We start from the raw sequence: 25,606 nt of genomic DNA, 5'->3' as shown, positions 1-25,606 counted from the left end.
CGAGCCCGGCGTGCTGGGAAACGTCTCCAGCACGCCGGGAATACCTGTTATGTCGGGTCTGACTCAGTAGGCCGAGGCAACTTCTGGAACTGCGGGTGCGATTCCCCCCGAGTGTCTGGGCGATCGACAAGCCGAACAACGCCATGGAGATGCCGCCGACGATACCGAGGCTAAAAGCTTCCGTACAGGGCGCTCCTGCAAAGAGTCATGATGACCCTATCGATGGGAGCAAACTGGGCTTTACTGACAGCCAGATTGACGGACAGAGGAGTGATGACGAAGTACAACTTGAGTGCCAGAGCCACGCAGGGAGAATGACGGCCATAATGCCTGGGATTCCGAACGCCAGGCACGTCCCCCGAATTCGAGAGCGTGCGCCATGGGCATTGTAAGTGCGCCGCCCTTGTACCCAAATCGATCGTAGACGACGGCGCCGACCGACTTAAGTATGCCAAACTGCAAAATATGACACGATCAAGCCTGCCGTTGCCATGTCATGACCTTTGGTTTGAGCAACCGGGGTTGACCGGGACGACCATTCCCGATTCCGTCGAGATTAAGAAGCGCCGAGAATAACAGGTTTCCGCAGTTCGGTGGCGGCGGTGCGTCATTAACCGGCGGTAGCACGTCATTAATCACAGGAGGTCATCACCCTGGACGAATCCAGACTGATGACCTCATTCCCACAGCTAAAGCGGACACAGGGTCCCCAATATCGCCGCCGTTGATCATCAATCCCAACGTCAATTGGCTAGACCCAGCTGGGCAGCATTTCCGCTCGGTATCGGGCTCCAAAGCCGCCGCTAGGCAAGATTCCTGCGATGCGGTCCAGATCACTCCGCGTCAAATCAACGTTGACGGCGTGGATATTTTCCTCCACTCTTCGAGGGTCACGGGACCCGGGAATCGGGACAATGTGTTCGCCTTGAGCAAGTAACCACGCGAGGGCTAACTGCGCCACGGTAGCCCCTCGAGTTTGCGCAAATTCAGATAACTGGCGCGTTGCTTCCACGTTCTTCTCAAAGTTTCCTGGTTGCCAGCGCGGGTCGAATGCCCGCATATCCGTCTGGGCGTCGTAGTGGCTAGCCGGCTGGGCAGTGCCAGTAAGGAAACCGCGGCCGAGCGGCGAGTATGGTACGAATCCAATGCCAAGTTCCGACAGGACTGGAAAGAGTTGTTCGGCGTCCCGTTCAAAGAGGGAATATTCCGTCTGGAGTACCGATACGGGTTGGATCTCATGGGCGGCGCGAATATTTTTCTCGCCCGCCTCGCTAAGTCCAAAGTATTTCACTTTGCCAGCGTCAATCAGGTCCTTGACCGCACCTGCCACCTCCTCTATGGGAACAGCAGGATCTACGCGGTGCTGATAGAGAACGTCGATATGCCCTGTGTCCAGATACTTCAGGCTTTTATCGACAACTTCACGGATGTGATCCGGATTGCTGTTTAGGGACCAATCGGGGTTGTAGCCGAATTTAGTGGCGAGGGTTACTTCATCACGGAATGGAGCGACTGCCCTGCCCACAATCCGCTCATTCTCACCCCAGCCATAAAGCTCGGCGGTATCGAATAACGTTACGCCCAGCTCGTGGGCCCGTCGAATAGCCTTGATGCCGCCCTGTTCGTTTGAAGATCCATAGGCCAGAGAGATTCCCATTGAACCATAGCCCAAGGCAGAGGTAGCCAGGCCTTGCTGGCCCAATATGCGCTGTTTCATTTTTCCCTACTGTGTTGTGGACGTGATTGATTGCTGTGCTGTTGCACCTAATTTTCACGCGGACCGTATTTTCCTTCAGCCAGGCGTGCGACTGACGACCACGACTCCCAGGTATCGAGTCGCCCCTTGTACACGTCCGGCAGGAGTCGGAGAGGCGCTTCTCCAAAAAAGACCCTCAGGGGAGGGTGTTCCGCATCTACAACCGCAAGAATTGCGCTGCCAAATCCGAGGGGCTTCGGCGAAGGCTTGGCGAAAACCTGTGAGAGGGCTGTACGAACCCCTGCATACTCCGGCATCTGCTCAACAAATGTCGCGGAAGAGCCTGCCCAATCAGTATCAAATCCGCCAGGCTCGACGATAGTGACGTTAATCCCAAAGCCAGCCAGCTCTTGTGAAATACTGTCCGAATAGCCCTCCAGCGCCCACTTAGAGGCGTGGTAGGCGCTTAGTGTTGGGAATGTTGTCACGCCTCCAATGGATGAGATCTGTACGATATGACCAGATCCTTGTTGACGAAGAATGGGTATAACTTCATTCGTGACAGAGACCGCGCCGAAGAAGTTGGTCTCCATCTGGTCTCGGACCTGCTGCAATGAAACTTCCTCGGCAGTTCCGAATAGGCCGTAGCCAGCGTTGTTGATCACGATGTCCAATCGACCAAATGATTCGTGTGCGGAACGAACGGCACTCTTGACCTGTGACTCGCTCGTGACATCAAGTGCGAGAGGGAGGATTGCGTCGCCGTAGCGCTCCAAGAGATCAGAAAGCGTCTCGATATTACGGGCGGCCGCCGCGACACGATCACCTCGTTCGAGGGCCGCCTCTACGAATACCCGGCCGAATCCCCTTGATGCTCCAGTCACAAACCATGTCTTACCCATAACTTTTCTCCTTTTCCAGGACTGCTCGAATTGATCTGAATGATGCGGTTAGACCTGTGGGGCAAGCCGAATTAGTGCGCCTCTGATTCTGCGTCGACTCTCCATGCGCGAAGCGCGAAGTAGGAAGCCGCCGTCACTATCACTCCTGCAAGGACCAATGGAGCACCAGGACCGATTCCCTCCCCAATGACTCCACTGATGATTGGCCGGAAGATCGCAGCGAGATCGAACATGATCCAATACAGTGCCGCTCACTTCGCAGTGCGCCGATGCCGAAGGCTGAAAGAAACCCTACGAGTGCTATGACGTAAACTGGGGCAGGAAGTTTTTGCATTTGTCTCCGAGACATTTCGGATGGAGTAAGGCCCGGCTGGCCCCCTCGGTGCCTTCTCCGCCGCAGCCCGGGGACAAATCGCGGTCTGCGTCCAGCCAGGTCCACCTAGTTGAGTTGGCCTCGTGCTGTGCGAACGAGTTTTTTGTTGGCAAACTCGTTCAGACCAAACTCTCCTAGTTCGCGGCCAAATCCGGAGGCCTTCACTCCCCCGAACGGGAGTTCTGGCTCGGTGCCAGCAGTGGCGTTTATCCCAACCATGCCAACCTCGAGCCTTAGGGCCACTTTCTCTGCCAGTTCGTGGTCGCCGCTCCAGACCGAACCTGCCAGACCGTAGATCGTATCGTTGGCGAGGGTAACGGCCTCGTCGACATCGTTGACTCGATGGAGGACGGCCACAGGCCCAAAGATTTCTTCATTCCAAGCACGCATGCCAGGTTTCACGTCCGTAAGGACGACAGGTGGCATGAATGCTCCTGAAAAATCGTGCGCGTCACCGCCGGCCAGCACGGTCGCGCCGGCCGCAACAGCCTCATCGACGATCCCTTGAATCTCCTGGCGCGCCTGCACTGAAACCATCGGCCCAAGGAGGGTGCCCTCGGATGTTGGATCGCCGGGGACGATGGCGGACATTGCATGTACGAACTTGGTAGTAAACGCCTCGTACGTGTCAGCCATAATGATGAACCGCTTAGCCGCCACACAGGCTTGACCCCCGTTTCCGATCCGAGCTGTCACCGCCTGTCGCACAACCCTGTCAAGGTCGTGATCATCGAGAACAATAAAGGGATCGGACCCGCCCAGCTCAAGGACGACCTTTTTCAGGTAACTGCCGGCCAGTGCACCAACCGCGGCTCCCGCTTTTTCGGAGCCCGTGAGGGAGACACCTTGTACGCGAGGGTCCGCGATTACAGACTCAAGATCCGCATGCTTGGCGAAGAGATTAATATATGCATCATCAGGCAAACCGGCGTCATGGAAAAGCTTTTCTAGGGCAAGTGCTGATTGAGGACAGTTGGCTGCGTGCTTGATCAGGACGGTGTTGCCCAACAAGAGGTTGGGCGCTGCAAACCGAACGACCTGATAGTAGGGGAAGTTCCAAGGCATGATGCCTAGAACCGGACCTATTGGCACCGTCTTCACCACCGCAATGTCACCACTGGAAGGAAACAGCGGCTGGTCCTTCAAAAACTCCGATGCGTTGGCTGCGTAGTAGTCAAGAATATTTTGGAAGAGTCGTGTGACTTCAGTCCTTGCCTGCTGAATAGGCTTACCCATCTCCAACGTCGCGATCTGGGCAAGTTCCTCAGCGCGCTCGCGGGCTAGTTCAGCCGCGCGGCTGAGCACGGAGACCCGTTCATCCACTGGTGTATCCCTCCAGGAGGAAAAAGCAGCTGTTGACCGTGTGACGGCGTCCTCCAGCTCTTCCGGCGTCAACGTATTGTATGTCGCATGCACTTCCCCGGTAGCTGGGTTTTTTGTCGTATACATAGCATTCCTCTGTGTCTTTGTTGCTGCGCTGAATCGTTGCGGGCAAGGGTGTGCAAGGGAATTCTCAGACACCTTGGCCTTGGCTCCGCTGTCCGGACCGGAAGCCTGCCAACCCCGCACTGAAAGCGTCGCTTTCGGATTGAATCTGCTTACTGATGCGTTCCCCATACTCGAGTGCCGAATCCCACTGAGACACCTCGTCAGGGATGGTCCACAGAGCACGTTTTGACCATTTGAGTGCCGCCCTATCAAAGCCAGCAACTCTGTCCGCCAGTTCCTGGACTGTTATCGCTAGGTCCGATAAGGGCACGGAAGCATTGACCATTCCCCAGTCGGCTGCGGTGGTTCCATTGATTCTCTGAGCCGTAAGGATGAGCCAGGCAGCGCGCTTACGACTGATACGTAGCTGTGCGGCCGGACCAGCGAGAGTCGGATATAGCCCGAATCCCATCTCCGGCATACCAATCTGCGCTTCATCCGCAGCCACCGCCAGATCTGCAACGTTAATCAACGTGGAACCTCCACCAAGCGCGAATCCATTGACCGCGGCGATAACTACAGAAGGGTGATTTCGCAGTTCATTCTGAACTCCGGACCAAGTGCTTCTGCTGTCCAGTTCAGCATTACCCGCATTTCCGGACGCACCTTCCGTGAGGTCAACTCCGGCACAGAATGCCGGTCCGTTTCCAGTCAAAACAATGACTTTCGACTGCCGGCATTCATCCAAAACTTCGATCAAACGAGTTCTGGCCGCCAAGTTCATGGCATTGCGCTTGTTCGGCCTATTCAACGTGACCCATGACACCCCATTGTCTCGATGCGCGAGAAGAATCAGGTCACCATTTTCCGAGAATCCGGTCATTAGGAGGCCACCCTGAATTTTGGCAAGGCATAGTCGTCGTTGAGCGGCTCAAAGACTACCTCGACCTGTTGATCGCAGATGAGGTCTTCTGGTGCATCAACAATGGTGCTCATGACCATCGGTCCATCATCCAGTTTCACCAACGCGACAATGTAGGGGACGTCCTCAGAGAATGCGGGGAAGTACTTCTGATGCATGATGATCCATGACCACAATGTTCCTCGTCCTGTGGAGGCCCGCCAACTGAAATCGGGGTCCAGGGTCACTGGATCAATTGGCGACTCGGGATAGCGGGGAACACCGGAAGGTCCGTACTGAAGCCGGAATTCTCCTCTTACTGTTCCTTCCCAAAATCCGCGGTTCAAGTCCGTGATCGCTGGCAGCATCTTTTCGAGTTGTTCCCGTGTGGGCACAGTCTCACTCTCCTATCAAAATGTGTGACGTAGTGATTGGGGATGCGCAAATGTATTGGGCAACGTTTGCGTCGCGTACTTGTCGTTCGCCTGCTTCGCCTCGCAATTGAACGACGGCTTCGACATGATGCGCCCAACCCTGCATGTAGCTCTCTCCGGTGTGGCCTCCGGCGGTATTAATGGGGCTCGCTCCATCCCGCCCTATCCTGTCAAGGCTCGCCCACTCCCAGGCTTGCCCTTGCGGGGCATAATTAAAACCTTCCAAGCTGAACAAGATGGTCGGCGTGAAATTGTCGTAGATCTGGGTAACGTCGACGTCTTTTGGCGTCAAACCAGTTTGGGTGTAGAGATCTTTCGCAACTCTTTGAGAGGCGTCGTAGAAAAAGCTGGAGCTCGTGTAGTAATTGCTTACATCCGCTGCAGACGCCGTCCCGGCAATCCTGACTGGACGATGCGGCAGGTCTTTCGCCCGGTCGATGGTGGTCAATATGATGGCAACGCCGCCGTCATTGATGATGCAGTAGTCATAGAGTCTGAGTGGTTCGGCAATGAAGCGGGAGGCGAGGTACTGCTTGGCCGTTATCTGCTCGCGCATCACAGCAACTGGGTTCAAGGCCGCATTTTGACGGTTGTTAATGGCAAGGGGGGCCAGAGCACCATCAGGAACCCCGTACAAGTGGCGGTAGCGTTGATACATCATTGAGACGTACGCGCCAGGAGAGGTCATTCCATATAGGGAGTCGTACACAGAAGTCGGACTTGCCGTGTAACCTCCGCCATACTTCATTTGCACCGACCTTCCGTTGTTGCCATAGACGCACGCGACAACGTCAGCCTGGCCAGTGGCAATCAGGGCAGCGGCCTGTTGTATGGCTACTCCGCTCATTCGGCCAGAGCCTTCAAGGCCGTTGATTACACGGACATTTCCTAATCCGAGTACGTGGCCACCGTGTTCGTACTGAATCCTTGCGGTTAGAAGACCGTCGATTTCACTCTTCGCCAGACCTGAGTCGGCTATGGCCAGCCGGAGGGCCTCGGCCCCTAATGCGTACTGGTCGCGCTGGGCATCTTTCTTGGCATAGAGAGCGCCAAAATCAGTTTGTCCAACCCCAACAATGGCAACTTCTCGTAGGTCATTCATATTTCTCTACTTCCATGAAACTCGGCGTCCCCCACTTCAACCATATGGTTGTTTGATATTTAGTGCTAACGTTCGACAAACGGTTTCGGGCAGGTTCGCCTATATCGATGCAGGTAGTGGGACCAGGTCCCGCAATGGAATTGCGGCGTTCGCCAGGAGAGCGGAGTCGACTACTGCACCTGCTGCTACTAGCTTCTTAGCGAAAGCGAAGTCCTTTGGACTATTTGCGATATCCGCCGAGATAACTACCCCGCACTTCAGGTAAAAGACGGTGATGGCACGAGCCCTGGAGGGGTCGTGCCGGACTACGAGTTCGTCGTAGCCTCGAGACAGTCCGACGACCTGCAGTTTCACATCGAACTGGTCCGACCAAAACCATGGAACGCTGTTGAATGGGAGGCAGTCCCCCGTCAAGTTGGCCGCGACCCTCCTCGCCTGGGCGGAAGCATTTGGAACGGACTCCAGCCGGCTGAGCCCGCCGTGTTGCTGGTCTGGGTACCGGGCCACGTCGCCTATTGCGTAAATATCAGGGTTGGAGGTCTGCAGGTACTCGTTTACGAGGATGCCGTTGTCCACCTTCAGCCCTGCACCCAATGCAAGTTCCGTGTTGGGAACAAGGCCTATCCCTGCTATAAGGAAGTCCGCCTCGATCTTCGTGCCATCAATCAGGTACAACGACACAAAGTTTCCAGCGTCGTCGGTTTCAAACTTGTCAATACGAGCGTTGAACCGTATCTCAACGCCTTCGTCCTGGTGGAGCTGACGAAAGAAGTCCGAAACTACGGGAGACGTTACGCGAGAGAGCAGCCTGGGGTTGGCTTCAAGGAGCGTTACGTCGACCCCTAGGGAGCGTGCCACAGAGGCCATCTCAAGGCCGATGTATCCTCCGCCAATAACTACCATGCGCCTCGCCTGGCGCAGGTGTTGCCGAATGAGCGACGCGTCTCGGGCGGAACGGAGTGTAAAAACGTTCCTCGCACCTGATAACTCAGGATTTGGGAGCGAACGAGGTCGCCCCCCAGTCGCAAGAATCAGCTTGTCATAAGGAACAGTAGTTCCGTCCTCGAGAACGACATGACAGTCTGCGCTGTTGACGCTAATTGCGCGAGCCTCCGTAAGTATTTCAATTTCGTGATCGCGATAGGACTCGGCTGTCCGGAGAATAAGACCCCCCTCGTCCACCTGACCCAATAGGAATGCTTTCGAAAGTGGGGGTCGACTATAGGGAAGAAGAGGTTCGTCCCCGATCATGGTGATTGGCCCTTGATGCCCTGCCATACGCACGGCCGCAGCTGCATCGCCGCCAGCCTGACCCGCTCCGACGATCACGACGTGATCTGTTGACGCCACCCGCGGCGCTTCGGTTACCACCGGACTACTGCGCTTCTGGCACGTGCACAATGAGGCCATTCAGATTGGCGTTGCACTTGAGCTGACATGACAAACGACTGAACTGCGTCGGTGCAACTGCCACGGCCTCCAGCATTGCCTCCTCGTCCGGACTTGGAGTCCCAACCTTTCCGGCCCAGCCCTCGTCGACGAAGACGTGACATGTGGCGCAAGAGAGATCCCCCCCGCATTCGCCCACAATGCCGTCAACGAAGTTACTCACGGCAGCATGCATCACGGTTTCAGACTCGTCCGCTTGTACATGCTGGCGCTGTCCTGATTGATGGACATACACAATCTCTGTCAAAGCAACCTCCTCGTTGCCATCGGACGCTCATTGGCGTCGCGATGAAAAATTCAACCAACCATTTGATTATAGACAGCCCGGCCATCGGGAAGCAACGGGATCTCTTATATAACTTGTTGGTTGACAGTCTTCGAAGGTAACCCTAAAGTGAGGAAATCCCGTCGTTTGGCCGTATCAAGGAGGATACTAATGACCCCAGCAGCGACATCTGCCGAGACCTTGCCCGATCTAAGCAGGCCTGAGACGTTTAGTGAGGAAGTGCCCCACGAAGCCTTCGACGCTATTCGGCGCATGCCTGCGCTCTACTGGCAACGGGCCGAGTTCGGAACTCCCAATGGCGGTTTCTGGGCTGTGACACGGTTCGAGGACATTCTGGAGTTTGAGAAGCGTCCTGACCTTTTCAGTTCCTGTGAAGGCCCCGGGTTTCCCTTAATGGGTAGTGGTCCAAACAACGAGTTCGGCGACAATCTGATGTTCATGGATCCGCCCAAGCACGGCCGCGTTCGCCGAGCGGCCGCCGCATCATTTGGGCCGCGAGTTGTGGCAAATTTCGACGGCTGGATCCGCGAGATCGTCGCAGAAGTGCTCGACGATACCCTCCCCTCGGGCAAGTTTGACTACGTGGAGCACGTGGCAAAGCTAATTCCCTCACGAGTCGTGGCGCGCGTCTTGGGTGTGCCTTTCGAGCGACGGGGTGACATAGTGCGATGGACAGATGCGATCTTCCACGCCTCAGCTTTCCCAGATTCGGGCGCAGTTATGCTCCAACAGTCGACAGATGAGATCTTTCCCTACATTCGGGAGTTGCAGCAGCAAAAACTGCGCGTTCCCGAAGATGATATGGTCACCGTTCTCGCCCAATACGTTGAACGTGGCGAGATTTCGCAGGAGGAATACCAGTACTACGTGAGCCTTCTCATGGTCGCGGGGTACGAAACCACGCATACCCTGATTGGACAATCAATGCGTATGATCCTAGAAGACCCCGCGATCGCCGAACAGACGTGGCGGGATGTCGAGGCCGGTGAAACTATGCGGGTGGTCGACGAGTTCTTGAGGTTCATCACTCCCGCCATGAACATGGCGCGTGTAGCAACGGAGGACGTCGAGTTTCTTGGTCAACAAATCCGCAAAGGTGATGTCATCCAGCTCTACTTCGTAGCAGCCAACCGCGACCCCGCGGTGTACACGAATCCTCATGTGTTCAATCCCCGGCGACCTGAGACAAAAACCCTCGCATTCGGAAGCGGAGCACACCGGTGCATCGGCAACAGCCTCGCCAAACTTGAAGTGCGAATATTGCTGGAAGAGCTCCACAAGCGCTCAGTAAAACTGGAACTCGACGGTACTCCCCGCCGGGGGCACAGCACCTGGATCAATCAATTGTTTGCGCTTCCCGTCAAGGTCGGATGAGCATGTCCTGCAGGGTCAACATATGGCCCTGCAGGCCCTCCAGCCTGAAGATCCAGGTCTCCGAGGTTTCCATTTGCTGTTGCCTCGCCCACGAGTTTGTTGCAGCATCAGGGAACGCACACCTCGTTACTGCAACCGACAGGCGCGATAAACAGGATTCCAAGTCGTCGCGTTGTCGATGCTATCCGAAAGGTGGAATGTCCGCGTTTACGAGGATCGGCACACCGGTATCGGCACACCGGGCAGTTGGAAGTCTTCGATGAAGTCCGAAATCGCATCTGATTTCTTAAGTGATGATCAGTAGTCCCGGATCGAACCTCTGCTGCCGACTTCGAACGGGCGGCGGTGCCGCCCGTTCCGTGGCATCGGCCGGTTGTTGAAAGCATCAGTCCGATACCGCAGCGGGATCCATGGCGGGACCTGCTAGCAGAGCTCGGTCTCCGGCATACCCTTGTAGAAGCGCACCGCCGTTTCGCCTCCGACGGGACCTGAGACCGAGCCATGCCAGGGCTTCTGGCCGAAGTGGACGCCACAGGGCAGACCTACGGGACAGTTTCGGTGGACTCGCCCATCAACGGAGCCCACGAGCGCGGGATGACCCTTCCCCGCGCCACGGGGGAACTCCCGAATTACAAGCTGCTAGCTGAACCTCCGGACCATGCGAGCAGTCGCTCCCGTGGCGGACTAAAAACAAAAACCCATAATGCTGCGAAGGTGAGGGCCCGCGTCTGGCGGCTCGGCCATGTTCCCAGTCGTCATGGGAGCGATCCGCGTGCCTCGCCTCGACGGGGCCGTGCAAGAACCGTTCCCGATGCCCTGGCGTCGCGACTGTCAATGGCCATCAGTTTCTGCCCACCGGCGGCCAGTGAATGTGCCCGCTGCTTGAATTCTAGGGGTCGTTGCAACGCCCTTGCTTAGCTGGCTATCAGTAAATCACGTAGACGCTCGGCTGGGGTGTCCCAGTCCAGTGTCTTGCGTGGTCGTGCGTTGAGTTCCTGGGCGACGTGTTCCAGGTCCTCTGGCCCGTAGGCGTTCAGGTCGGTGCCTTTCGGGAAATATTGGCGCAGCAGCCCGTTTGTGTTCTCGTTGGATCCCCGTTGCCAGGGTCTGGCGGGGTCGCAGAAGTAGACGTCCATGTCGGTGGCGATGCTGATCGCCTTGTGTTTGGCCATTTCGGCGCCTTGGTCCCAGGTCAGGGATCCCCGCAGGTGCGCCGGGAGGGTGGACATGGTTTTGATCAGCCCGTCGCGGACCGATTCGGCGGTGTGATCCACCGGCAGGTGCACCAACATCACGTAGCGTGTGGTGCGTTCGACCAGCGTTGCGATCGCCGACTGGTTGTAGGCTCCGGTCACCAAGTCGCCCTCCCAATGGCCCGGGACGGCGCGGTCTTCGACCTCGGCGGGGCGTTCGGAAATGTTGATCATCGGGTCACGGAACCGGCTTGTGCGTTCCTCGGGGTTCCTGTGCTGCTTGCGGCGTGTCCGGCCGCTGCGCAGGGCCTCTTTGACCTCGCGTTTGAGTCCGCCTCTGGCCTGGAAGTAGAGGGCCTGGTAGATCGTTTCGGTACTCACGCGCATCTGCTCGTCATCGGGAAATTCCTTGATCAGCAGCTTCGAAATCTGTTCCGGGGACCAACGGGTGAGGAGCTTGGTCTTCACGTAGTCGTGCAGTTCCCCGGGTTCTGCCAGCTTACTGTCCTTCGGCCGTGCCCGGGCCGCAGTGGCGGCCCGGTGAGCACCGTAAGGCCGGTAACCCAGCACCGGGTGGCTGTTGCGCTTGATCTCCCGGCTGATGGTGCCCACGGACCGGCCCAGGGCCCTGCCGATCTCCCGCATGGAAGTCCCGTGGGAGAGCAGATCCGCGATCCTCTCCCGCTCCTGCAGGGAAAGGTAGCGGGCGCTGATGGGCTGCTCCAGAGCTTCCAACGCCACCGGTGCGGGTACCGGCTCCGCCACTGAGACTGGCAGCTCCGGCACCGCCGCTGCCGTCAGCTCCGGCGCCGCTGTAGGGGCCGGAGGTTCCGCGAATGTAGTTCTCACCTTCTGTGTATACGGCAGATCCGCGGCCTGGCCTTGGGTGGCGGCCGTGTCCTTTGCAGCCTGTTGCCGGTCCCAGTTGTAGGAACTCGGTTTGCTGGCGCCGACAGCCATGGCGGCGTCCCTCCGGCCGGCTCCTTCCTGGCGCAGGCGCAGGTAGTGAAGCTGCTTCGCCGACGGGCCTCGCGTACCGACCGAGACCAGACCGGCGGCCTTGACCCAGTTGTGGCAGGTGGAATGGTTCAGGCCCAGTTGCCGGGCTGCCGCGCTGACATTGCCGACCTCGTGCAGCAGACCCAGGAACTCCTCAATCACCGCCGGTGGGGGGCGATGCGCAGGAGCAGCCCTCCCGGTTCCTATGGCCCGTGGTTTTCTCCCGGCAGGGTTGACCTTGCCGGCCCAGCTATGCGCGGTGCTGATGTTCAATCCCAGCTCCTGGGCCGACGCGGTAATGTTGCCCGTCCTGTCCAGAACGGCATAGAAGTGGTCCTTCTCCGCCTGGCTGTACTGGCGCTGCGGCCTGATCCCGGCAGCGTTCGCCCACTTCTGGCACGTGCTCCTATTGATGCCGAGCTCCTGAGCCGCCTCGGCGACAGTTCCCAGACGCGCCACGGCGGAAAGGAAATCCTGTCTTTGGGCACGGGTATGGGACTGCTGGGAACGCTTCCCGAGCGCCCCGGTCCTCGACGCCGGGTCTTCCGTGAAAGAAGATTTTTTCCCTAAGGGGAGACTATTTTTCGATGGTGATTCCATGGTGTTGCAACTCCCGATTATCCGGAGGTGTTGCAACGATGACTAGAACTCGCCCAGTGGGCATTTTCGTGGCCGCCTACGGGCAGTTTTTCATGGCCGCTAACACGCGACCTGCTATGACAAGTCCCGCTGACATCCCGCGCCGGCGTCGTTCTATGCCCGTGATCATCTGGCTACGCCAATAAGGAGACACGCCGTAGGCGGATCGCATAAGAGGCAAACGGGAATAGCCGTCCTCGGCAATGGATCGGGAATCGCACTACAGCGGTCGGGGATCTACTTCCGATTCTTTTGGACCACGTTGATGATCCATCGTGCCAGGCATAACGTTATCGCCGCGGTGCAGAGCCGAACATTTTCTGCGCATGTCCCTTAGATGGCCTGATGTCCGCACCAAACCGAAGATCGTGCGTATAGCAAACAATCGAGGACGCTTTGCCCAATATCTCAAGAGCGGGCAGTGTAAGCATGAACCAGCCAAAACTTTGCGTGCTGGAATCCATGGGATCACGACCGCAGACAGCCTACATTTCCGTGTTGAAGCTGTGATTGGGGCAGTCCATCCATCCGGGCATTCGTTAGCTCCAGTCCGCACAGTCTGAGCATAAGAACGATCGTCAGCCTTGTCCGGTTATTGCTCGCCAAAGTCCTTCCCTGGCAACTACCCCACCGGGCGTCCTTCACGAGCGGGCTGTCTGGCACTCACAGCGAACCGGCTGTGAGTGCCAGAGGATTAGTGACGCCCGAATGTTTGACGGTTCCCCTGGTTTATCCAGACCGCCTTTTCCTCTGTGTAAGCGTCGAGAGCATCTGGTCCGAGCTCCCGCCCAATTCCGCTCTGTTTGAAACCTCCAAACGGAACGTTGAACGAAACCAAGCGATAGCTGTTGACCCATACGGTCCCAGCGCGGACCCTTCCAACCATGCGGTGGGCCCGCCCGACGTCGTTCGTCCAAATCCCCGCCGCAAGTCCGAACTCCGTGTTATTCGCGATGCTTACCGCTTCGTCTTCATCTTTGAAGCGGATGACGCTTGCTACAGGGCCAAAAATTTCATCTTGAGCAAGCCTGGAGCCATTGTCGACGCCAGCAAAAACAGCCGGCTCGATGAAGAGCCCGTTTCCGTTGCCGCTTGCGTCCGCGCGAGTGACTCCGCCAGTGACAAGTTCGGCCCCTTCGTCCTTACCGATCGAAACGTATTCCAGCACCTTCTGGAACTGTGCTCGATTTGCCACCGGTCCAACGTCAACAGACGGGTCCAGGGGATCTCCAAGGCGAAGAGACCTGGTGGCCTTCGCCAATCGCTCAACAAACTCGTCATGGATGGCATCCTGGACCAAGACACGTGAACCTCCCATGCAGGTCTGGCCCGTGGCTGCGAATATGCCCGCCATGACTCCATGAACGGCATCGTCAAGGTCCGCATCGGCAAAGATGATGTTGGGCGATTTTCCACCCAATTCGAGAGTGACCCGTCCGATTCGTTCTGCGGCTTGCTTGTAAATTGCCCGACCCGCGCCCGTGGAACCGGTGAACGCAATCTTGTCGACTTCCGAGTGGGAGACTAAAGCTGACCCGGTGGGCTGGCCAAAACCGGTCACGACGTTTATTACTCCTGGTGGAAACCCAGCTTCCATAGCCAGCTCGGCCAACCTGAGCGTTGACGTCGGAGTAACTTCTGAGGGTTTGATGACAATGGTGTTTCCAGCGGCAAGAGCTGGGAACAGCTTCCACGACAACAGCCCCAGGGGGGTGTTCCATGGGGTGATGGCAGCGACGACGCCGATCGGCTCCCGGACGCTATAAGCGGTGGTATTCGGTATCAGTGACTGGAAGGTGCGGCCGTGAATGTTCTCAGCCAAGCCTGCAACGTAATGAGCCTGCGGACCCAACGTCCGGGCGCCGGCAAGCATTTCAGTGATGAGTTTGCCGTTCTCGTGGATTTGGATTTTTGCGAGTTCCTCGGCGTGTTCCCCTATGAGATCGCCGAACCGCCGAAGCAGTTGCGACCGGACGAGAGGCGATGTTGTGCCCCAACCATCCTGGTCGAACGCGCGACGAGCTGCCCGCACCGCGCGGTCGACGTCCTCCACCGTGGCTGCGGGAATCCTTCCCCACGGGACATTGTCGAACGGATCCACACACTGAAACGTTTCTCCGCTCGAGGACTGGACCCAGTCTCCATCTATCAGCATTGCGTAGTCGCGATCCGTATCCGGTGAAAAACGTTCGGCCAGAACCGAACTAGGCAGATTGTTCATGTGCTTCTCCTGTACATCGTTGTCAGTCATTGAGCCTGTCGTCCTAATTGGTTGGCGCCGCTGAAGCCAGTTGCGGGCCGTCGTTCAAAACACCACAGCCGACTAGATCATTGATCGTTTCATCGTCAATGGCTAGTCGCTCCTTGAGCACCTCGCTGGTATGCTCTCCGAGGTTTGGAGCATGGCGTCGAATATTTCCGGGCGTCCCAGAGAGCCGGGCAGAAAAGCCCCGCTGCCTGACGGTTCCCAGGGGCGTATCGACTTCCCTGAAAAAGCCAAGTGCGCCAAGTTGTTCGTCTTCCAGAACTTCAACAGCATTTGTCACCCGGGCAGCCGCTATTCCGGCTTCAGCGAAGGCCCTGACGACCGAAGGCGGTTCCAGCCAGGATGTCCATCGGGCAATGCCTTGATCGATTTGGTCGTGCGCGTTCCATCGCAATTCAGGGGATGCAAGTGTGGACTCGCTTGGGTTGATACCCACAACCCGGGCAAGTTTCGCCCACGAGATGTCGTCATTGGGGATCGAGAGAGCAACCCACTTCTCACTATGGGCTGTCGGATAGACCCCTTGAATGAAGTCCTCAGCTCTGTTGCCCAGAGGAACGGGGTCGACTCCGGAAACCGATCCTGCCATTACCTGTTCTCCCAGGGAAAAGGTCACGGCTTCCCGCTGAGAGAAGTCGATCCAAGTCCCCGATCCGGTACTTTCGGCTTGGCGGAGGGCGGCAAGAACAACACCTGGAGCCAGGAAGGAAACCAGCTGATCCGGATAGTTCACGTTGTTTCCGGACCATCTAGGCGTGCTTGCGTCGTATCCGGTCACGGACATCAATCCACCCAGAGCATCCAACGTTGAGCCGAACGAGGCGTATCGGTTTTCTGGCCCATGGATGCCTTGACTAGTAAGGGAAAGAAGGACGATAGCTGGATTAGCCTCGCAAAGGTCCTCATACGTTAGGCGCAGGCGTTCCAACACGCCTCGGCGGAAATTCTCGACGACGACATCGCTTGACCGGACCAAATCCAGCAGCAGAGACCTCCCTTGGGCCGTCTTCAGATTAATACCGACGCTGCGCTTTCCCCGGTTCACAGTATGAAACGGCGGGCTGCGATCATAGTCGTCATTTCCTGTGGACGAAGAAACCTGCTTCCAGGCGCGGAAAGGATCGATGTGAGCCAAGGACTCCACTTTGACAACATCCGCACCGAAGTCGGCGAAAACACAACTTGTCGCTGCTCCCGCCGTGATGGTGCCCAAATCCAGTACCCGTACTCCATGTAGTGGACCCGGGAGTTTGGTTGCATCTTGGCCGGCAAGCTGCCCCTGCTCATTCACATGTAACTCCGTCCAAAGTTTTCAGTGCGCCAACCATCGCTTCGCCACGCGGCCGCTGCCCCCCCAAAGTGAAGGGCACGCCTGGCTGCTTCGCTGACGGCACCCCGGGGATGCCTGCACTCTCAAAGAACCTCTGGTCCAGGTACTGCTCGGAGGACAAAAGGTCTGAGATGAGCTCAACGCTGCCCACGGGTATACCTCGTGCTTGGGCTGCATGGTACAGAGCCTCCTTCGTCCACGTCCCAGAGCACTCGGACAGAACGAGCGTAAGCTCTGCCTCATGCTCGATCCGACCAGTAGGACTGGCAAATTTGGGCGAAGCAAGGCGGGGATCCGAAAAGAGCGACACCACCTGCGCCCAGTCAGTATCACGGTAGTAGAACGCGACGTGCCCATCTTGAGTCCTCAGAATGACAGGCCCTGAGCTTCTTCCCCGCGACAGAACCACGCCATTCGCCTGGTAGTACGTGGCGCCCTTCCACTCCAAGTAGGCCACTGTCTCAAGGTAACTCGTTCGTACGACCTGCCCTTCACCCGTCTTGTCGTGATGGTGCAGCGCAATCATAGTGCCAGTGAAGGCCTGCATTCCGGTGGAGTATGCGGCCTGGTTTCCGGCCAATGCCAGCGGATGCCGGTCTCGGTCGCCAACAAGATTGATCAGGCCTCCAGCGGCCTGGACAACCAAATCAGAAAAAGGATCCCCAACCCGCGGTCCCTGCTCACCCCAGCCACTTATGGCTGTGACAATCTTTCCACCACGGCTAAGCCTCTCCACTCCCACGCCCTCCGACACGAAACACTGATGAGCTCCGATTACGATCTCCGCTGACCGGATAAGAGACGCAGCGCCGCCATCGACGCTTGCAGCACTCTGAATCGTTTTGCCCTTGTTCAAATACGTGAAGAGGAAACTCGTTCCATCAGGTCCCATAGGCGCGCGTGAGCGTGAGGCGAAGCCAGTTTCCGGTTCAAACCTCGTAACGGCAGCTCCCAAGGCTCCCAAAAGTTTTCCGGTTAGCGCAACAGCAATGTCATCCCCAAGTTCGACTACGGAAAGACCGGACAACGGACCACTATGTCCGAAGTCTGTTCTCCCCACACTGCGTGTTTCCATGCAATTTTCTCCTCCTGCAGGTTCGGCGAGCTAGTGGGTTTTGTTTCAACCAACTAGTTACTTGATTCTATCGAAACGATCCTGTTAGTCAACCAAGTGTTCGGTTGAACGGTGGTAACCTAGCCTCCATGGCACGAACCTCTAAACAGCAGCCCGAGAGCCCAGCAGCCCAGGAAGAGGAAGTCGACGGACCCTCCCGGAGGGATCGAATTCTCCAGGTTGCCACCGAGCAATTCGCCCAAAAGGGCTTTGCTGCCGTACGAATTGATGAAATCGCCAAAGCCTCGGACTGCAACAAGCAGTTGATCTATTACTACTTTGGCAACAAAGCCGGCCTCTACGATGCCGTGCTTTCGGCCATGATCGAAGGTACGGCTCCCGCATGGACGGCCATGGAATCACTACGCCTTGAGGACACTGCAGGCAAATTTCTTAGCGCGGGTTCAGGTGCAAACTCGAAGTTTTGGCGCCGCCTCCTTGTGTGGGAGGGTATCGAAAATAGCGAGGGCGGCGGCCAGGAGATTCGCATGGAGGCAGAGCGGACCAAGGCTTGGCACCGGGAGATTGACATCGTTCGACGCTCCCAAAGCCAGGGGGACTTAAGAGCAGACATGGACCCTGCAATGGTGGCGTTGTTCATTGTCATGATGTCCATGGGGCCTCATGCGCTGCCCCAGATTACAAAAATGCTCACAGGCGAAGATCCTGGCAGTGAAAATTTCGCTGAACGTCGTCGGGTCTTTGCCGCGCAACTCATCCAGGCGCTTCGTCCGGAGTGAGGGTTTGCGCTCAACAAGCCCGGCCCGTCCTCGATTTCAACCAACCAGATGGTTGACTCGTGAAACGGTAAAACCTAAGCTAGTTCTGTACACGAACTAAGGCCTCTAAGGCATATCTATGTTGCGAATGGAATCACTTCGCCCAGACTTGCCAACGATGGCTCGTCTACCGGTAGGGCTCGCATCCCACTCACAACAGATTCGCGTAGTTGAGCCCCCTATTCAGCGAAAGGACCACAAAATGTCTTCTCTGACAGATGCAGTTGTAGTTGTTACCGGCGGAGGTACCGGCGTTGGCCGCGCACTGGCCCGGGAAGCCGCCTCACGGGGAGCACGCGTGCTCATCGGTTCCACCGGGGACGCCAGCGAAACAGTGAGCCTCATAGCGGCAGCCGGCGGTCGGGCTGAGTGGGTTCTGACCGATGTTGCTGACTACGAATCTGTGATGAATCTCAAAGCGGAAGCTGTGCGCCGATTCGGACAAGTCAACGTGGTTGTAAACAACGCAGCCAGTGGCGGCGAAAACGCTGGTCTTGACACCGCTGACCCGACGAAGGCCCGGCGCCTCTTCGAGGTGAACGTGCTTGGAATGTTCAACGGAATCAGGGTGTTTGCTGAGGAACTCAAAAGGTCTGCACAGCGCGGGCAGGCCGCCTACATTCTGAACGTCGGGTCGGAACATTCACTGGGAGTTCCCCCACACGTGATGGCACTTAGCACCTACACCGTCAGCAAGTACGCCAATTTGGGATTTACTGACGTTGCGCGCCGGGATTTCGAGGATACAGGCGTCGGTACCAGCCTTCTGGCACCGGGGTGGGTTCTAACGGAACGGGTGGGTGAATTGATCGCCGCACACCCCGAACTCCGGTCGGCCATTGAACCATACGCTCAATCCTCTGAGGACGTCGCCAAACAGGCTTTCGACGGCCTATTGAGCGGAATACATATTATTGCCACAAATCCCGCGTCTCGAGCGTTCGCATTGGAGCACGCACGCGACGTGATGGCTGACGTTCAAAGACTTCCCTTGGTGGAAAGCCTTGAATCTGATATTTCGCACGCGCACGACGGTACGGGTGATGCCACTAAGTGCCCTGTTCCTCACGCGTCCTTCCTCGGGACAGCTGAGACCCCGCCCACCACACCAGGCCGCGCAGGACAACGGCGACCGAACCACATTTAGAGAGCCATCCATCCAGCAGCCGGAAGCCTATGGGGCACGATCCATTCCATCCCTAGTGGTCCTGCCGGTCCACAGTTTGCCAGAGGAAGCAATGTTCACTCCCCCTATTTCAGCAGCATCTTCAGATTTCCCCATCGCAAAGAGCTTCCTCCGAGAAATCTGGAATTCCTTGGGCGGAGAGGCGCCCGCCCTCGAAAGAGTGACGTTCCACAACGAGGGAGACCTTTCCTCGCCGTTTCCAGTTGCTGATTTCGCAGCCGCCACCTTTGCCGCCGCGGGGCTATCCGCGAGCCAACTAATTCACGACGCTGGCCTAGGTGCGCCCGAAGTCAGGGTGGACCGGAAGAATGCGACAACCTGGTTTGATTTTCCTATAGCGCCTTCGAGGCTCATCGACGAGCCTCTCCCCCATGGCATCCACTCAAAGTGGATGGTTGAGTTCCAGACTCGAGACGCCCAGTGGATTCGAGTACAGGCAACGTACCCTACGCTTCGCCAGCGATTGTTTGGAAGCCTCGAAATCAAAGGTGACCTAAAAGATGTCGCTGAAGCGCTTTCCGGTTTGAATGCTGACGAAGCAGAAAACCGCCTGATCGCCGGTGGCGCGGCGGCAGCCGTAGCCCGGTCTCTCGATGACTGGCGTCATCATCCCCAAGGTGCCGCCGTCGCACGTGAACCCATTGCCGCATGCGAGGACACCCTCATGGGCGTCGACTCTTGGCGACCCACACCGGGACGGCCGCTCCTCGGTGTCCGCGTTTTGGACCTGACGCGGGTCGTGGCAGGCCCAATGGCCACCAGATACCTGGCGGCCCTCGGCGCGGAAGTCCTAAGGCTGGATGCGCCAAACTCGGACGAAGTACTGCTGGGAAAAGCTAACGACATTGTCCTCGGCAAGCGATGGGCATTGCTCGACATCAAAACGCCGGAGGGCAGGGAACACTTCAAGAAATTGCTGGCATCAACCGATGTATTGGTGCACGGCTATAGGCCAGGGGCACTTGACCGCCTCGGGTTCGATCAAGAGACACGGTCTTCTCTTCGGCCTGGACTAGTAGAAGTTGCCTTGTGTGCTTATGGCTGGACAGGCCCATGGAGGGAAAGGCGGGGCTTTGACACCCTTGTACAGTTCTCATCAGGAATCGCACATGAAGTGAGCCGGTGGGCAAATCAGGACCCTGACCGTCGACTTCCGCTCAACGCGCTGGGACATTCAGTTGATGCGACCCGACCGCGACATCTGCCGGTGGAGGCCCTCGATTTCGGCACTGGATACCAACTCGCTGCGGCGGTGCTTGAAGGCCTGCGACGAAGGATGAACACGGGATTGGGATCTGTCACCAAAATGTCACTCGCCCGGTCGGCTGCCCTGCTTGCAAATGGAGGATCTCCTCAAAATCAGGAGACATTCGACTTGCCTATCGAGGCTGACTTTCTGGATGATCGCATCTACAGCATGGGCGGAAGAGCGTCCCAACGCCTACCGTTCCCTTTGACCATCGAAAACACCCCCCACTTTTGGGACCGCATCTCGGAGAGGCCAGGATCATCTGCGCCGACGTGGTCTTACGATCGGCCATGACGCGTCCAGTCTTGCTTGACTGACGGATGGTGCAAACAGCTCGGTCCACAATGTCCGCATGCCGCTCGGCGCTGACGATCGCCACGCCGTTGTCCTCGACATGGAGAATTCCCGCGAGGACAACGGCGTGCTCGTTTGGCCAAGCAAAGCACCGCTGTGTATCGAGCCTCTCGCCATCCGCGGCAGCTGAGGCGCGGCGAAAGCCTGCGAAGACCCAACGAGTGTAGAAGTGCGGCGCCAGCTGACTGGATGGTGGAGTACTTGTACTGACCACCCAAGCTCGTCCCGGGTCTGGACACGGCGCTTTCAAGAAGTTGTACGCTCCGGACACCTGGGGGACTAATCGGGTCTCCCGCTTCCGCAAAATCGCTTTCGAGTTCCTCATGGATTCCTAGAATCTCCTCGGTCGTAAGGAGTCTTCTCTCACGAGCCGTTCCCTTCGCCGTCCACTCAAACGGCGGCGCCACAGGCCGTGAATCACTCTTTAGAACCTCGCGCCGCTGTTCCAACCTGCGCGCCGTACTGTCAGTGGTGGACGCCAGATACGAGTTAAGTCGCCTGATGGAGCCCCTTGGCATGGTGATGGTGGCGGACTTCAATGTGAAACCCAACTCCTCCAACAGGTCCGCCAATTCGTTGCGCTCCAGCCCATACTCTCCGAGCCAGTACGAAACTTTCCTCTGCTGAGCACCAGGAAGGCCCAAGGCCCTTTCTGCTGCCCGCATATCGCGGCGTTCTACGACCGAGTTTGGGGCGTCCACATATTCGACGCCTTCTCCCCAAAGCGCGACCAACGCTTGCTCTGTGTCGACCTTGGCCTTTGCTGCCAACGAACTGACTGTCAGCGAACCCTTAGCCACTATTCCCCCAAATTTTGCGATCTCGGATTCACTTCAACAACGCCCGTTGCAACGACATTTTGCGCACAATCTAGGCGGCCACACTGGCGGCCGTCTAACTTGCGCGCGGAATTAACCTCCATCACGAGAGAGACGGAAGACCCGCCAAATACGTTGGGCAGATTCGCCACCTAGCTGGCGAATCGCCAACTAGCCTCCAATCTCACAGCTGCTGCGTCGCAAGACCTACCCCTCCCACTTCTGGGTGGACGAGAGCGGCCCCATCCACCTACTTGCAAGTCTTCCAAGTAGGGGCCCGGCACTTCCAACATGACGGGCGTTCCACCTACTTGGCCAACTGCATGAACAGCTGGCCAAGTACGGCGAAACGTGGACATCTAACTTGGGAAATGGCCAACTACTACCGTGAATTCTCACACCTATTTGGAAGTCTTCCAGATAGGCCGACTAGTTCTTCCAAATGGATATCGGTTCTTCCACTTAGAGTGACTTCTCTCAACGAACTAGAACTCCCAGTCCTCATCTTCAGTATTGACAGCCTTGCCAATCACATAGGACGACCCCGACCCCGAGAAGAAGTCGTGGTTCTCATCGGCATTGGGTGACAGGGCCGACAGGATGGCCGGGTTCACGTCGGTGACGGAGGCCGGGAACATGGCCTCGTAGCCGAGGTTCATGAGAGCCTTGTTGGCGTTGTAGTGCAGGAACTTCTTGACGTCCTCGGCCAAGCCGACGCCGTCGTATAGGTCGTGCGTGTACTGGACTTCGTTTTCGTACAGCTCGAAGAGCAGTTCGAAGGTGTAGTCCTTGATTTCCTGGCGCTTCTCCTCGGAGACCTTTTCGAGGCCCTTCTGGAACTTGTAGCCGATGTAGTAGCCGTGCACGGCTTCGTCGCGGATGATCAAGCGGATGAGGTCTGCCGTGTTCGTGAGCTTGGCACGGGAAGACCAGTACATCGGAAGGTAGAACCCGGAGTAGAACAGGAACGATTCCAGCAGCGTGGACGCGACCTTGCGCTTGAGGGGATCGTCGCCTTGGTAGTAGTCCATGACGATCTGCGCCTTCTTCTGCAGGTTCTCGTTTTCGAGGGACCAGCGGAAGGCGTCGTCAATCTCCTTGGTGGAGCACAGGGTGGAGAAAATCGATGAGTACGACTTTGCGTGTACCGACTCCATGAAGGCGATGTTGGTGTACACGGCCTCTTCGTGCGGGGTGATCGCGTCCGGGATCAAGGAAACGGCGCCAACCGTGCCCTGGATGGTGTCCAGCAGGGTCAGGCCCGTGAATACCCGCATGGTGAGCTGCTGCTCCTCCGGCGTCAGGGTGTGCCAGGACTGGACGTCATTGGACAGCGGGACCTTCTCCGGCAGCCAGAAGTTGTTAACCAGGCGGTTCCAGACCTCCACGTCCTTGTCGTCCTGGATGCGGTTCCAGTTGATCGCTTCGACGTGGCTAAGCAGCTTGACCTTCTCGGTCATTTCGTCCCCTTAACGTATGTGTTCTTTAAGGTAAGCGTACGACGCCGGGCGCTCACCCGGCGTCGTACTCTTCAGTTTTGAGGCGCGGCGACTGCCGCAAATAAACAACCGTTATCGGTTACAGCATGCAGGAAACGCAGCCTTCTACTTCGGTCCCTTCCAGCGCGAGCTGGCGGAGGCGGATGTAGTAGAGCGTCTTGATGCCCTTGCGCCATGCGTAGATCTGCGCCTTGTTGATGTCGCGCGTGGTGGCGGTGTCCTTGAAGAACAGCGTCAGGGACAGGCCCTGGTCCACGTGCTGCGTGGCGGCAGCGTAGGTGTCGATGATCTTTTCGTAGCCGATCTCGTACGCGTCCTGGTAGTACTCCAGGTTGTCGTTGTCGAGGTAGGGAGCCGGGTAGTAGACGCGGCCGATCTTGCCTTCCTTGCGGATTTCAATCTTGGCTGCCACCGGGTGGATCGACGACGTCGAGTTGTTGATGTAGCTGATGGAGCCCGTGGGCGGCACGGCCTGCAGGTTCTGGTTGTAGATGCCGTGCTCCATGACGGAAGCCTTCAGCTCGCGCCAGTCATCCTGCGTGGGAATGTGGATGCCGGCAAAGAGCTCGCGGACGCGCTCGGTCTCCGGGGACCATTCCTGCTCGGTGTACTTGTCGAAGAACGTGCCACTGGCGTACGTGGAGTTCTCGAAGCCGCCGAAGGGCTGGCCGGTCTCGATGGCCAGCTTGTTCGAGGCACGCAGTGCGTGGAACAGCACCGTGTAGAAGTAGATGTTGGTGAAGTCCAGGCCCTCTTCGGAACCGTAGTGGACGTGCTCACGGGCAAGGTAGCCGTGCAGGTTCATCTGGCCAAGGCCGATTGCGTGGCTCTGGGCGTTGCCCTGCGCGATGGACGGCACCGAGTTGATGTAGGACATGTCCGACACCGCGCTGAGGGCACGGATGGACGTCTCGATCGACAGGCCGAAGTCCGGGGAATCCATGGTCTTGGCGATGTTCATCGAACCAAGGTTGCAGGAGATGTCCTTGCCGACCGTCTCATAGCTGAGGTCCTCGGCGTAGATGGACGGCGTGGAAACCTGCAGGATCTCCGAGCACAGGTTGCTCATGGTGATCTTGCCGGCGATCGGGTTGGCCCGGTTCACGGTGTCCTCGAACATGATGTACGGGTAACCGGACTCGAACTGGATCTCCGCGAGGGTCTGGAAGAACTCGCGGGCGCTGATCTTGGTCTTCTTGATCCGGGAGTCGTCCACCATCTCGTAGTACTTCTCGGTGACCGAGATGTCGGAGAACGGAACGCCGTAGACGCGTTCCACGTCGTACGGGGAGAAGAGGTACATGTCCTCGTTCTTCTTGGCCAGCTCGAACGTAATGTCCGGGACCACGACGCCGAGGGACAGCGTCTTGATGCGGATCTTCTCGTCGGCGTTTTCACGCTTGGTGTCCAGGAAGCGGTAGATGTCCGGGTGGTGGGCGTGCAGGTACACGGCACCCGCACCCTGGCGGGCACCGAGCTGGTTGGCGTAGGAGAAGCTGTCTTCGAGGAGCTTCATGACCGGGATGACGCCGGAGGACTGGTTCTCGATCTGCTTGATCGGGGCGCCATGCTCGCGGATGTTGGTCAGCGAGAGGGCCACGCCACCGCCGCGCTTGGACAACTGCAGCGCCGAGTTGATGCCGCGGGCGATCGACTCCATGTTGTCTTCGATGCGCAACAGGAAGCAGGAGACCAGCTCACCGCGCTGGGCCTTGCCGGCGTTGAGGAACGTGGGCGTGGCGGGCTGGAAGCGGCCGTCGATGATTTCGTCGACCAGGCGGCTGGCCAGTTCTTCGTTGCCGCGGGCAAGGTGCAGGGCAACCATGCAGACACGGTCTTCGTAGCGCTCCAGGAAACGCTTGCCGTCGAACGTCTTGAGCGTGTAGGAAGTGTAGAACTTGAAGGCGCCAAGGAAGGTCTCGAAGCGGAACTTCTTCTTGTAGGCGCGGTTGAACAGGTCACGGATGAAGTTCATCGTGTACTGATCGAGGGTCTCGCGCTCGTAGTACTGGTTCTTGACCAGGTAGTCCAGCTTCTCTTCCAGGTCATGGAAGAAAACGGTGTTGTTGTTCACGTGCTGCAGGAAGTACTGGTGCGCGGCCTCGCGGTCGGCTTCGAACTGGATTTCCCCGTTCGGACCGTAGAGGTTCAACATGGCGTTGAGCTCATGGTAGCCAAGGCCCTTGTAGGCCTCCGGCAATGGCTTCTTGACCTTGGCGGTGTCCATAGCGCCCT

Annotated in this window: 19 protein-coding genes; 5 read left to right on the top strand and 14 right to left on the bottom strand. The window is 57.6% G+C overall.

The genetic code is table 11. The annotated features are described in order from the left end of the window. Window positions 1-751: 751 nt before the first annotated feature. The 8 genes from AC1DJW_RS11360 to AC1DJW_RS11325 all read right to left on the bottom strand — a co-directional run bounded on the left by AC1DJW_RS11360 (window position 752) and on the right by AC1DJW_RS11325 (window position 8,532). On the bottom strand, window positions 752-1,717 hold the full coding sequence (locus AC1DJW_RS11360) for an aldo/keto reductase (RefSeq protein WP_441429428.1): 966 nt from the start codon (window positions 1,715-1,717) through the stop codon (window positions 752-754). Window positions 1,718-1,764: 47 nt separating this feature from the next. Continuing rightward, window positions 1,765-2,598 (bottom strand): SDR family NAD(P)-dependent oxidoreductase, encoded by an 834-nt coding sequence (locus tag AC1DJW_RS11355; RefSeq protein ID WP_441429429.1) that lies wholly within the window; start codon window positions 2,596-2,598, stop codon window positions 1,765-1,767. A gap of 439 nt (window positions 2,599-3,037) precedes the next feature. Then, window positions 3,038-4,420, bottom strand: coding sequence for an NAD-dependent succinate-semialdehyde dehydrogenase (locus AC1DJW_RS11350; protein WP_441429430.1), 1,383 nt, complete (start codon window positions 4,418-4,420; stop codon window positions 3,038-3,040). A 64-nt stretch (window positions 4,421-4,484) separates the two neighbouring features. Then, window positions 4,485-5,282 (bottom strand): enoyl-CoA hydratase/isomerase family protein, encoded by a 798-nt coding sequence (locus AC1DJW_RS11345; protein ID WP_441429431.1) that lies wholly within the window; start codon window positions 5,280-5,282, stop codon window positions 4,485-4,487. Then, window positions 5,282-5,695, bottom strand: a complete 414-nt coding sequence (locus tag AC1DJW_RS11340; protein WP_476901457.1) for a Zn-ribbon domain-containing OB-fold protein — start codon at window positions 5,693-5,695, stop codon at window positions 5,282-5,284. Before AC1DJW_RS11340 ends, AC1DJW_RS11345 begins: the two co-directional genes overlap by 1 nt. Window positions 5,696-5,699: 4 nt before the next feature. Continuing rightward, the gene (locus AC1DJW_RS11335; RefSeq protein ID WP_441429432.1) at window positions 5,700-6,836 is read right to left on the bottom strand and encodes a thiolase family protein; all 1,137 of its coding nucleotides are present in this window, start codon (window positions 6,834-6,836) and stop codon (window positions 5,700-5,702) included. Between the two features lie 99 nt (window positions 6,837-6,935). Continuing rightward, window positions 6,936-8,246 (bottom strand): NAD(P)/FAD-dependent oxidoreductase, encoded by a 1,311-nt coding sequence (locus AC1DJW_RS11330; protein ID WP_441429433.1) that lies wholly within the window; start codon window positions 8,244-8,246, stop codon window positions 6,936-6,938. Beyond that, window positions 8,212-8,532: a 2Fe-2S iron-sulfur cluster-binding protein gene (locus AC1DJW_RS11325; protein WP_441429434.1), complete on the bottom strand. Its 321-nt coding sequence runs from the start codon at window positions 8,530-8,532 to the stop codon at window positions 8,212-8,214. The genes AC1DJW_RS11330 and AC1DJW_RS11325 overlap by 35 nt, the downstream gene beginning before the upstream one ends. Before the next feature lie 189 nt (window positions 8,533-8,721). Here AC1DJW_RS11325 and AC1DJW_RS11320 point away from each other — a divergent pair, with 189 nt between their 5' ends. Further along, window positions 8,722-9,945 (top strand): cytochrome P450, encoded by a 1,224-nt coding sequence (locus AC1DJW_RS11320; RefSeq protein ID WP_441429435.1) that lies wholly within the window; start codon window positions 8,722-8,724, stop codon window positions 9,943-9,945. Between the two features lie 914 nt (window positions 9,946-10,859). On the opposite strand, the gene AC1DJW_RS11315 is transcribed toward AC1DJW_RS11320, so the two are convergent. The 4 genes from AC1DJW_RS11315 to AC1DJW_RS11300 form a co-directional block, all read right to left on the bottom strand. Next, window positions 10,860-12,098, bottom strand: coding sequence for an IS30 family transposase (locus tag AC1DJW_RS11315; protein WP_476901468.1), 1,239 nt, complete (start codon window positions 12,096-12,098; stop codon window positions 10,860-10,862). 1,372 nt (window positions 12,099-13,470) lie between these two features. Next, the gene (locus AC1DJW_RS11310) at window positions 13,471-15,027 is read right to left on the bottom strand and encodes an aldehyde dehydrogenase (protein WP_441429436.1); all 1,557 of its coding nucleotides are present in this window, start codon (window positions 15,025-15,027) and stop codon (window positions 13,471-13,473) included. A 13-nt stretch (window positions 15,028-15,040) separates the two neighbouring features. Beyond that, window positions 15,041-16,333 (bottom strand): CaiB/BaiF CoA transferase family protein, encoded by a 1,293-nt coding sequence (locus tag AC1DJW_RS11305; RefSeq protein ID WP_441429437.1) that lies wholly within the window; start codon window positions 16,331-16,333, stop codon window positions 15,041-15,043. Then, window positions 16,326-17,447 (bottom strand): CoA transferase, encoded by a 1,122-nt coding sequence (locus AC1DJW_RS11300; protein WP_441429438.1) that lies wholly within the window; start codon window positions 17,445-17,447, stop codon window positions 16,326-16,328. The genes AC1DJW_RS11305 and AC1DJW_RS11300 overlap by 8 nt, the downstream gene beginning before the upstream one ends. Window positions 17,448-17,551: 104 nt before the next feature. Here AC1DJW_RS11300 and AC1DJW_RS11295 point away from each other — a divergent pair, with 104 nt between their 5' ends. The 4 genes from AC1DJW_RS11295 to AC1DJW_RS11280 all read left to right on the top strand — a co-directional run bounded on the left by AC1DJW_RS11295 (window position 17,552) and on the right by AC1DJW_RS11280 (window position 21,184). Continuing rightward, entirely contained in the window at window positions 17,552-18,226 is a 675-nt protein-coding gene (locus AC1DJW_RS11295) for a TetR/AcrR family transcriptional regulator (RefSeq protein ID WP_441429439.1), read from the top strand. A gap of 118 nt (window positions 18,227-18,344) precedes the next feature. Then, a complete protein-coding gene (locus AC1DJW_RS11290) occupies window positions 18,345-19,412 on the top strand; it encodes an SDR family NAD(P)-dependent oxidoreductase (protein WP_476901456.1) in 1,068 nt (355 codons plus the stop codon). A 91-nt stretch (window positions 19,413-19,503) separates the two neighbouring features. Next, window positions 19,504-20,994: a CoA transferase gene (locus AC1DJW_RS11285; RefSeq protein WP_441429441.1), complete on the top strand. Its 1,491-nt coding sequence runs from the start codon at window positions 19,504-19,506 to the stop codon at window positions 20,992-20,994. A 58-nt stretch (window positions 20,995-21,052) separates the two neighbouring features. Next, the gene (locus AC1DJW_RS11280) at window positions 21,053-21,184 is read left to right on the top strand and encodes a hypothetical protein (protein ID WP_441429442.1); all 132 of its coding nucleotides are present in this window, start codon (window positions 21,053-21,055) and stop codon (window positions 21,182-21,184) included. Window positions 21,185-22,357: 1,173 nt separating this feature from the next. On the opposite strand, the gene nrdF is transcribed toward AC1DJW_RS11280, so the two are convergent. Together nrdF and nrdE are read right to left on the bottom strand one after the other, a co-directional pair. Continuing rightward, on the bottom strand, window positions 22,358-23,332 hold the full coding sequence (gene nrdF, locus AC1DJW_RS11275; RefSeq protein WP_284754833.1) for a class 1b ribonucleoside-diphosphate reductase subunit beta: 975 nt from the start codon (window positions 23,330-23,332) through the stop codon (window positions 22,358-22,360). 118 nt (window positions 23,333-23,450) lie between these two features. Further along, entirely contained in the window at window positions 23,451-25,598 is a 2,148-nt protein-coding gene (gene nrdE, locus AC1DJW_RS11270) for a class 1b ribonucleoside-diphosphate reductase subunit alpha (protein WP_284754834.1), read from the bottom strand. Window positions 25,599-25,606: the final 8 nt, after the last annotated feature.

Source organism: Arthrobacter sp. 05L417 (genome assembly GCF_056397865.1).
The sequence above is the reverse complement of the archived record's forward strand: the minus strand, read 5'-3'. Positions and strand labels throughout refer to the sequence as shown.